The organism is Grimontia sp. AD028 (assembly GCF_000973155.1).
In the GTDB taxonomy this organism is placed as follows: domain Bacteria; phylum Pseudomonadota; class Gammaproteobacteria; order Enterobacterales; family Vibrionaceae; genus Enterovibrio; species Enterovibrio indicus.
The window spans coordinates 1-9,760 of the sequence record NZ_LASY01000091.1 but is presented as its reverse complement, the minus strand read 5'-3'; the positions used below and the strand labels follow the sequence as shown (position 1 = coordinate 9,760).

Annotated in this window: 11 protein-coding genes and 1 pseudogene; 10 read left to right on the top strand and 2 right to left on the bottom strand. The window is 47.4% G+C overall.

Annotated elements, in window-relative coordinates; translation table 11 throughout:
- Positions 1 to 105 precede the first annotated feature (105 nt).
- The 6 genes from RN22_RS18750 to RN22_RS18725 all read left to right on the top strand — a co-directional run bounded on the left by RN22_RS18750 (position 106) and on the right by RN22_RS18725 (position 5,089).
- On the top strand, positions 106 to 624 hold the full coding sequence (locus RN22_RS18750; protein ID WP_046306642.1) for a lipocalin family protein: 519 nt from the start codon (positions 106 to 108) through the stop codon (positions 622 to 624).
- Positions 625 to 934: 310 nt separating this feature from the next.
- Entirely contained in the window at positions 935 to 1,132 is a 198-nt protein-coding gene (locus RN22_RS18745) for a hypothetical protein (protein ID WP_039850181.1), read from the top strand.
- 33 nt (positions 1,133 to 1,165) lie between these two features.
- A complete protein-coding gene (locus tag RN22_RS18740; protein ID WP_052737565.1) occupies positions 1,166 to 1,660 on the top strand; it encodes a GNAT family N-acetyltransferase in 495 nt (164 codons plus the stop codon).
- Positions 1,661 to 1,757: 97 nt separating this feature from the next.
- Complete coding sequence (locus RN22_RS18735) at positions 1,758 to 2,900, top strand: ABC transporter substrate-binding protein (RefSeq protein ID WP_046306640.1); 1,143 nt, start codon at positions 1,758 to 1,760, stop codon at positions 2,898 to 2,900.
- A 4-nt stretch (positions 2,901 to 2,904) separates the two neighbouring features.
- Positions 2,905 to 4,287: a methyl-accepting chemotaxis protein gene (locus RN22_RS18730; protein ID WP_046306638.1), complete on the top strand. Its 1,383-nt coding sequence runs from the start codon at positions 2,905 to 2,907 to the stop codon at positions 4,285 to 4,287.
- Between the two features lie 73 nt (positions 4,288 to 4,360).
- Positions 4,361 to 5,089, top strand: a complete 729-nt coding sequence (locus RN22_RS18725; RefSeq protein ID WP_046306634.1) for a MipA/OmpV family protein — start codon at positions 4,361 to 4,363, stop codon at positions 5,087 to 5,089.
- A 45-nt stretch (positions 5,090 to 5,134) separates the two neighbouring features.
- Here RN22_RS18725 and RN22_RS18720 read toward each other — a convergent pair whose 3' ends face one another.
- A complete protein-coding gene (locus RN22_RS18720; RefSeq protein WP_046306632.1) occupies positions 5,135 to 5,521 on the bottom strand; it encodes a DUF2306 domain-containing protein in 387 nt (128 codons plus the stop codon).
- 298 nt (positions 5,522 to 5,819) lie between these two features.
- On the opposite strand from RN22_RS18720, the gene RN22_RS18715 reads away from it, so the two are divergent.
- Complete coding sequence (locus tag RN22_RS18715) at positions 5,820 to 6,455, top strand: DUF1826 domain-containing protein (RefSeq protein ID WP_046306630.1); 636 nt, start codon at positions 5,820 to 5,822, stop codon at positions 6,453 to 6,455.
- Positions 6,456 to 6,632: 177 nt separating this feature from the next.
- On the top strand, positions 6,633 to 7,511 hold the full coding sequence (locus tag RN22_RS18710) for a DMT family transporter (RefSeq protein ID WP_046306628.1): 879 nt from the start codon (positions 6,633 to 6,635) through the stop codon (positions 7,509 to 7,511).
- A gap of 157 nt (positions 7,512 to 7,668) precedes the next feature.
- On the opposite strand, the gene RN22_RS18705 is transcribed toward RN22_RS18710, so the two are convergent.
- On the bottom strand, positions 7,669 to 8,271 hold the full coding sequence (locus RN22_RS18705) for a hypothetical protein (RefSeq protein WP_231590930.1): 603 nt from the start codon (positions 8,269 to 8,271) through the stop codon (positions 7,669 to 7,671).
- A 103-nt stretch (positions 8,272 to 8,374) separates the two neighbouring features.
- Here RN22_RS18705 and RN22_RS24770 point away from each other — a divergent pair.
- Together RN22_RS24770 and RN22_RS18700 are read left to right on the top strand one after the other, a co-directional pair.
- Positions 8,375 to 8,625, top strand: a pseudogene (locus tag RN22_RS24770) (hypothetical protein); the annotation flags it as partial.
- Positions 8,626 to 8,723: 98 nt separating this feature from the next.
- Complete coding sequence (locus tag RN22_RS18700; protein WP_046306625.1) at positions 8,724 to 9,734, top strand: succinylglutamate desuccinylase/aspartoacylase family protein; 1,011 nt, start codon at positions 8,724 to 8,726, stop codon at positions 9,732 to 9,734.
- The last annotated feature ends 26 nt before the right edge of the window (positions 9,735 to 9,760 follow it).

Sequence of the window (9,760 nt, the reverse complement as noted above, 5' to 3'; positions counted from 1 at the left end):
AAGGAACGCCGCGATCACAATGCCAGTCAATCTCGCTGAATCCAGCATCTTCAGGTTGTTTGGGTATAAAACACACTAACCAACAATAAAAAGAAGACATGATTTATGTTTAAAGCGCTCTTGATTGCGGCCTCTCTTTTTGGCCTGACCGCCTGCCAATCCATTCCTGAAGGCGTTGAGCCTGTCACCGGATTTGACGAACAACGCTATCTTGGAAAATGGTACGAAATCGCAAGACTCGACCACTCCTTTGAACGCGGCCTTTCTTCGGTTTCCGCAGAGTACACACCACGCGAAGATGGTGGCATCAACGTCATTAACCGTGGTTACAGCGATGAAGACAAAGAATGGAGTGAAGCGTTAGGCCGAGCCTACTTCGTCGCTGAACGTGATGTCGCACATTTGAAAGTCTCCTTCTTTGGTCCTTTCTACTCGTCTTACGTGGTGTTTGGATTGGGTGAAAACTACGATTACGCCTTCGTCTCTGGTTACAACACTGACTATCTGTGGCTGCTGGCGAGAACGCCTCAAGTATCGGAAGACGTGATGAAAGCCTTCATCAAAGCCGCTAAATCTCGTGGCTTTAATACTGATGCTTTGATTTACCCTACCCACACCGAGTAGGCGTCTACATTATTCCAAGTTGATCGCAAAACTCAGTGCTCTTGAAACCAAGTAACACGCATTTTCCGTTCCTGAAATGACATCCTAACAATTTAGTGAATGGCCGCTTTGAGTAACTTTAAGCGGCTAATTTCATTACAATTGGGTGACAAGTCTAATTTTCTGGTTAATTTTTGCACCAACCCTGCCGTCTATGACACCAAGCGCTACACTTCGATTGACTGAAACAATCCGTTTCAAAACCAGATTGTTTCCCTGAGTCGCTTTCTGATTAAATAGCCCAACATTAATAACAAAAAAGTCAATAACAATGCCTATTACAACTGATACTCCGGCGACGCGTAATGCACTCGCCAGACTTAACGACGACGTTCTAAACTCGATGGACAACGAGGGCAATTGCACGGTGAAAGTGAGTGATCTTTCCACCCTGTTGGCTGCCTATAAAATTGAACTTAACAAAGCCCGCTCGCTGAAAAAGTCCCTGTCTGAAACGTCAGAGGTCTAAACTCAACGCCGCGGTCGCAGAACACCGGGAACTATGCCGATATCACTGACAAAATCTAATCATCCTGACGATTGGCGAACAATTGAAGGGTTTCTTTTTGAAGCCATTGAAAGACTCGAAAGCGCGGGGATCCCTCTTTGGGAGCGCGAAGAGGTCTCGGTGTCTGCACTACAAAAAGCATACGGCGATGACAGTCTTTATCTGGTCAAAGAAGAAGACAAGATCATCGGCGGTGTCTTCATCCTCGAAATGGATGCTCTTTTCTGGCCTCAAATCACTACTAATGACTCTTTGTTTTTTCACAAACTAGTGATTGGCGATGCCTTTATTACCCGTGGTATTGGTCATCGCGTTTTACAGGCTATGGTGGACTTAGTTAAGTCAGAGGGAAGACAGTGGCTGCGCTGTGATTGCCACGGTGATAGACCAAGGCTTCGTAATTTCTACGAATCGTTCGGTTTTTATTTCATTGACCGACGGGAAGTAGAAGGCTTTGATGCCGCGCTTTACGAATATCCCTGCCTGTAACCAGCACTGATTTCGACATCACAAAATCTCAATGATGAAACATTGGTTATGTTTCCTATACTCACTAATAACCAAATAGTTAGTAAGGGGCTTCGTGATGAAATTCTTACGCTGGATAATGGTGTCCTTTCTCGCGCTACCATATACCGTTTTTGCTGAGGTCGGTGTCACTGACACCACCATAACTTTCGGCATGAGTAATGCCCTTTCCGGCCCAGCCTCGGGTTTAGGCACAGGGGTGAAAGCGGGTACCCTCGCCTACTTTGAAAAAATTAACCAGCAAGGCGGCGTTCATGGCAGGCAGATCAAGGTCATTTCCCTTGATGACGGTTACGAGCCAGATCGCGCAGCCAAGAATGCAAAGAGGCTGATTTACACTGACAAAGTCTTTGCCCTCGTCAGTTTCGTTGGCACACCCACTTCAAAAGCCGTCGTTCCCGAAGTGAACCGCGCAAAAGTCCCTTATATTGGCCCTTTCACTGGTGCAGAATTTCTCCGCACCCCTGCCAATCCGAATATTTTTAATATCCGCGCCAGCTACTTCAATGAAACAGAAAAGCTGGTTAACCATTTCATCAATGATTTGGGATATAAGAAAATTGCTGTGTTTATTCAGGACGACGGCTATGGCGCAGCAGGTAAAGCGGGCGTGCAACGCGCGCTAAGAAAACGCGGCCTCAAAATCCATGCGGAAGGCAGATATACCCGAAATACATTGGATGTCGAGCAAGGGCTGAACAGCATCATGAGCAAAAATCCGGATGCCGTGATTTTGGTCGGCGCTTACAAAGCCTGCGGTGCCTTCATCAAACTGGCAAATCAGAAAGGCTTTGACGCTAAGTTCGCCAATATCTCTTTTGTGGGCACTAAAAAGCTGATTGCAGAATTAGGTGCTGACGGCGACGGCAGTTATATCTCCCAAGTCATGCCGAACCCAGATGAAAGTGATCTTCGCATTATTGAAGACTTCAAAAAAGATCTCGCCGCCCAAGGCGTTGAGAGCCCTTACTACACCCAACTGGAAGGCTATTTAAATGCCATGGTGATAGTTGAAGCCTTGCAACAGGCTGGTCAATCACTCACCCGATCCAATTTTGTCAGCGCGATGGAAAACATCAGCAACAAGAGCTTTGGTGGCCTTAATGTGAACTTCAGTAAGTCTGATAGACAGGGCTTGGACGATGTTTACCTGACGAAAATCGAGAATGGCAAAGCGATTCCAGTCAACAGCATGAAGTGAAGCCATGAATAAGTGGATGTCGTTTTTTAAAGGGTTGTCGCTTAAATACCGGATTCTTGTTCCCTTGATCGGGAGTATCACCGCATTGCTGGTTTTGGCGGCTGTGTTCTTCCATCACATGACTGCACAAGAGCTCTCACAAATACAAAAAGGGAAAGTGCAGTCATTGGCCAACTTTCTGAATCAATCCAGCAAGACATATATCATGAATTATGACTTGTCGGCGTTGGAGGAGTTTGTTCAGGTTGGCATGAAAGATCAGGATATTGACCATATCCAGTTTATGGACAGCCTTGGGGTGCCTTACACAGAAACCGCCCCAAAGGAAGCCAATGAAGGGGCATTGAAGTACTCGGAAGAAATCCTCTCTCCTGATGGCACTTTGCTTGGTGTGCTGAATATTACCTACAACGAGAAGGCTGCAACGGCGGCACTGCAAAGGAATCTGCAAGTGGTGCTGTTTTGCTTTGTCAGCATCATCATTCTGCTTTGCCTGATCATCTACTTCGTCTCAATGCGACTTTCTAAGCCGCTCATTTCAATCACCAAAGACCTCGCCTATGTATCTGAAGCTGCACAGGAAAATTCCCAGCTTGTTCTGCAAGGCGCAAAAGACATTGCCAATGGGGTTGAGAAACAGCGAAGTGCGCTGGATTCCAACGTCTCTGCCATGTCTGAAATCCGGGAGATGGTGGAGCGCACCAATGAAAACGTCCTGACCTGTCTGGATGTGTCCAAAGGCACGTTAGCGCTCAGCTCTGACGGCAGCAAGAACATGGACAAGATGGCGCATTCGGTCGTGCTGATTGAAAACTCCAACAAGCAATTGCAGGAAATAAACGAGATCATCAGAAAGATCTCCGATTACACCAAGGTTATTCATGACATTGTTTTTCAAACCAAGCTGCTGTCACTCAATGCTTCTATAGAAGCCGAGCGTGCAGGCGAGCACGGACGCGGGTTCGCCGTTGTGGCTCAGGAAGTGGGCCAGTTGGCCTTAATGTCGGGTCAGGCATCGCAAGATATCGATAAGCTGCTGAAAGACTCAATGGTCACCGTTGGCCAGATAGTGCAAGACACAGAATTGCGGGTGAAGGAAAGTAAGGCGCTTTCAGAACAAACCCAGGTCAGTTTTTCGAATATCTCCAACAAAATTGAAGGGTTGGCGCAGGAAATTGATTCCTTTAGTCAGGCGTTCAACCAGCAAATGAAAGGCCTCATTCAGGTGAATTCTGCCATGGAATCCATGACAGGAATCGTCAACAACAACCACCAGATTGCCAATGAAACCTCAGAAGTCTCGATGAGTTACAAAGAGCAAAGCCTGAAACTCAAACAAGTGACTGAGACCATCGAAGATCTCATCAAAGGTAACCGGCAAAGCTAGCTGTTTGCCAAAGTCCGCTGAAAGAAACCTCCTCCATTGCAGTTCTTCTTTTTCATAGAAAAGGAGAGCTGTAATGAGAAAACGCGTCATATCAATCCTGTCCCATTTGTTGCTGTCTATCATCGCGACGCCAGCTTTAGCACAGGATAAATACAAGGATTTTGGTTTTGTCGGTGCCGGACTGACTGTCGGAGAATCAGTCTTTTCAAATCAAGGCGCAAAGGCAGGGGCTGAACCATACCTGTTTTACAACAGTGAGCATGGCTTTATTGATGGCAGTCTGTTCACTTACAACCCTATCCCGTTTATTGGCCTTTCCGGTAACCTTCGCTTTGCAGAAGTTTCTGACGATTTCGACGACATCCCTTCAGGGATAAATAACCGCGATGGCAATGGCGAGCTTGGCGTGACTGTCGGTACTGTCGGAGCCCGCCTCACTTATCTTCATGATGTTACCGACGAGCACAACGGCTACGAAATCCAACTTCATCTCGGCCGAGCGTTCGACACGCCCATCACCAACTTTGTCTTGTCACCTTACGTGGAAGTGAATTATCGCGACGAGAAGCTTTCCCAGCATCTGTATTCCATCTCAGCTCAGGAGTCTTCTGCCTCTGGCTTAGCCGAATTCAGCGCTGACGAAACCTGGGTGTACAAAGGCGGTGTTATCGCCCTTTACGATCTTTCTGAAAACTGGTTGGCCATTTCTGAAGTTGCACTTGAGCACCATGATAGCGGCAGTCCCCTTATACAAAATGATTTGGGTTGGGAGTTCAGCCTTGGGGCTGTCTATAAATTCTGATAATAAAAAAGGCTGCCAAGCAGCCTTTTTTGTCACTCGACGAGACTAAGCAAACAGCCAAGTATGCAGTAATCTTCCCGGCGTAAACGCAAATGCACCCGCGACCAATAGCGCCAAAACATACAAAATCACCATGCCTTGCTGATGTTTTTTCACATTACCCTTTCTAATTGCAATGAAGGACTCAGGCACGGTGTAGAGAGTGACAATACTGAGGATATGAATATAGCCAAAGTGATAAAACACCTGAGGCCCCACCTGCGACGGAATAAACAAGGTAGAGATGGCCGTTGCCACCATCAAAAGCATATATATCTTACCAAGACGCTTATGTAGCGGACTCCCTTTTCTTCTGGCAAGCAAATAGGTTCCCAGCAAAAATGACAGCACTGCCGTTACCAGATGAAAATAAATCAGCCCCAAACTTTCCATGTTCTCTTGCTCCCCTTAAGACCCTCTCTTTAGAAACACGCAGATAGCGAGCTACTTTCAAGCTTTCGGCGAAGGTATCAAAAGCCAGAGTTGGCTTCAGAAACAAGAGGTTGCTTAGCGAGTGACCTTTCAATCAGATCTGCCGAAGACTCAAGCTATCAACAAATCGGATTTCGGACAGGACAGAAGTTGCCATACCGAGTGAGTAATGGGGTTTAAGTAGCTGCAGCTAAACAGTCGCCGCCAGACTTTTGTTATGTTATAACATTTCATAAAATAAACAATTTGGAGACTGTCCATGATAGCGGAGTTCGATACTGTCACCCGGCCAGTGACGGTTCAGAATACCCACCCAGAATGCCTCACCGAAATATTCCGGGAAGACGTGAATCTTACCGTCTGGCAGCGCGAGCTTTCGCAAGATTGCAGAGAGTTTGCCGACCAGTTCGCTACTCGGGTAGGAAAATACAATCGCTTTGTCGCACTGGAAAACTCGCTGTCTATCTGGGAGCTTCTGCCTAAATGGGCGTTGGATCTCAAGGGTATACAGAGTTGGTTAGCGGATGTGGAAGATGTGGTCGAAATGTATCGATGCCTTTTCGAACCCGACGCCTTGGGTGTTCGCCTTCAGGTGTTGGATACAACCATGTGTCCGCGTTTCCATATCGACCGCGTCCCAGCCAGATTGCTGGTCACATACTCTGGTCGTGGTACGGAATGGATTGATGAGAATGACGTTGAGCGCTCTAGCTCACTGGGGCAATTACCAGAGCAATCTGTTTCCTCTTCTAGGATCAAAGAAATCCCCACCGGTGCGGTCGCAATACTGAAAGGTGAAGCCTGGGTCGGCAATGAAGGCCGCGGTATTGTTCATCGATCTCCCGCTCCCGGAAGTACCCCAAGATTACTGCTCAGTCTGGATTGGTTGTCTTAACCTGTCGTTCCAACGCATAAAGCTCACATCTGTGGGCTTTTTCGTCGTTCATATACTGACCCACTTATTCATATGAATTCATAGCCTTTTGGACGCAGTCATTTTCCTTGTTTTCGTACACTGATTGCGTTTTAATCACTTCTCGACTCACTCTCATCGCGCAAGGATTGCTGCCTCATGCTGAAAAGCGCCATTCCCTTTGTCTTTGTCTTGCTTTGGAGCACAGGCTTTATCGGGGCCAAATTTGGCCTTCCCTATGCAGATGCTGCCACTTTCCTGTTTATCCGCATGGTGCTGAATGTCTTGGTGTTTGTGGTGATTCTAGGCGTAATGAAACCTGTGATGCCTAAAGGCAAATTGCTGTTTCACGTTCTAATGTCTGGGCTGTTAATCCACGGTTTTTATCTCGGCGGCGTGTTTGCTGCGATTGGTTATGGCATGCCCGCTGGTTTGTCATCCTTATTGGTTGGGTTCCAGCCAATCCTGACCGCGCTGATTGTGATTAATCTTTCCAGCGAGCGGCTTAATCCGGCGCAGTGGGTTGGATTGCTCGCGGGTATTTTCGGCATCGCATTGGTTGTGCAAGGCAAGATGAGTTGGAATATCGACGCTCAACCTTTCTATGCCTATCTGTTCGTATTTCTGGCACTACTTGGCATTACTCTTGGTACTTTGTACCAAAAGCATTTTTGTCAGGGCGTTGATTTGGTTGCTTGTGCAATGTGGCAATATGTCGCGGCTGGTGTGTTCTTTTTGCCGATTGCCTGGTTGGTGGAGGGCTTCGAAGTGACTTGGTCGTTAACGTTTACACTCACCATGATTTGGTCAGTACTGGCGTTGTCAGTCATTGCAGTGCTGCTCTACCTTTACATGGTTGGCCAGGGCGCCGCATCGAAAGTCACCTCGGTGATTTATCTGGTTCCGCCCGTTACCGCGATTCAGGGTTGGCTGTTCTTTGATGAAGCGTTTTCAACGGCCACCATTATTGGCTTCATAGTCTGCGCACTCGCCGTGTTCCTTGTTATGAAAGCTCCCAAGTTGCGTGTTGGTCTTTGACAAGGTTAGGTCGGCTATCAACCCGCAACTTTTATCACCAAAGGTGAACAGACCCCAGGGGCGGCGCACAAATGCTGAGCACAGAGAGGATAGCAACGACTGATTCCCCCATATTCAGCTGCTTCGTGTTAACCACTTTAGATTGAGTTGGTCTTTGCTATTTATGCCTGCGTTCAAGCAAATCCAATACCTCGTTTTCCACATCAAAAATGGCTTGGTTTTTTTCGGCATCCAATCGCGTTTCTTGAAGAAGGATGGGATCCCAGCCACTTCTGTCCGCTTCTCTGAAATTTCCTCCGTAGATGTGGATACCTGCAGCGAAAAGATGTGTCGGGTTAGTCACTGAATGAATGGCTTGATTATCCATACTCAGCACTTCTCCTGCAGCGATAGAAGCGGCACCAACAGCACGAATGTCGGCTTCTCCAAATCTACTGTCTCCAGCTTTTTGCCAAAAAATATGATCTTCTCTTCCCTCATAGACACCCACAACTGCCCAAAGGTTATGATTATGTGCAGGCATGGTCATTTTAGGTGCCCAAATAAAATGAAGAATGGTGAGATCATCTGACTCATACAGAAACTCGAAATCCGCTCGGTTACCAGGCATGAGCGCTAATTTGACCGAACCGGGATCGCGGAGACTTTCTCTCAACAATCGCTTAATGGCTTGTTGCGGGTTTTCCTGTTCAAGAGCTTCTTCACAACGCTCAATCAGCGTCTTGAGATCAAAAGACATTGCTTCACCTCTTACATCCATGCCCTACTTCTTTCATTCTAACCAACGTCTCTCCAACTGCCATCGGGCATCACTGGATCCCATTGACGAATTCAAACGTTTTTGGACACAGTCATTTTCCTTGTCGTTGCCCATGCTAATGCTGGCACCATTATCTGATATTGCTGGTGTGCCCCTTCAAATTACGTTTCTGGCCTTCCAGTTGTGTGATGGACCAACATCATTGTACCGACATCTGCTTCATTGATGGCTACACTGGGTGTGTGTCGAATAGATTGGGGCAACTGGGCGAAGTTTGTCTGGCGGTTTATGCTTTTACTTTTTGTCATCGCAAGTATCACAGTTGTGAGTGCACATCTCACTGGCTTCGCGTAAGCTTAAAGTATTATCGATATGAATAAAGGCGGGATGACAATCTCGCCTTTTTTGAGTTTTAACGACCTCTAAAATTCTTAAAAATAAGAACTGACGTAATGACGAAGTGTATTGAAGGAAACAAAATCGACGGTTTGTCCGTGATCTCTTCACTTGATGTGGACCAACTGGATGCAGGCTCACACAAGTTTTGGTTCCGTGCGGCAACCGACGCATTAGCACAGTGGCAACACCTTCCTGTATGGGTGTTTAAGGGCACTGAGCCGGGTAAGAAAATTATGATCACCGCCGGTGTTCATGGTGACGAATATAATGGCGTTTTGTCAGCACAAGCGATTGCCCGTGCACTGCATGGTAAATCACTGAAAGGCTGTGTGACCATCGTGCCTACCGTCAACCTGAGCGGTATGCTGCACCACAGCCGCGATTTCTTTTCCTCTGACCCTGACGTTTCCTGTGGCAACCTGAACCGCCATTTCCCGGGCAATCCGCAAGGTAACGAACCTCAGCGCTATCTTGATCCTATCTGGCGTAACCTTCTCCAGCCAAATGCCGATCTGGCGATTGACCTACACACGCAAACATCTGGCACCCGCTATCCGCTTTATGTGTTCGCGGATTATCGTTTAGATGACGCCGTAAACATGGCGCGCTTGATGAACCCAGATGCCATTCTGAACGATCCGGGCGACCCGGGTATCCTGGAAACCGTTTGGAATCAGAATGGCATTCCGAGCATCACTGTTGAAGCCGGTGTCGGCCGTTATACTGATATGGAAATGGTCAACCGCACCGTACGTGGCATGCTGAACATCTTCACCCTTTACGGTTTGATTGATGGCGAATTTGCCGCGGTTGAGCCTGCCATTGAAAGCGCCCGTGTGACCAGTATTCGCGCTGTTCAAGGTGGTTTTATTCTTCCGCAGGTTGAGTTGATGCAGACTGTAGAAAAAGATCAGCTGCTGGCGATCCAATATGACAGCTTTGGTGAAGAGGAATACCGCTACCATGCGCCGGAAGGTGGCGTGGTATTGAGCCACAATGTCGAATCAATGCGTGCAGCAGGTTCGTTGGTGATTCGCCTGATTCACCCAGGCGCAACGCTCTGAATACGCTTATACCCAAACAACCTGAA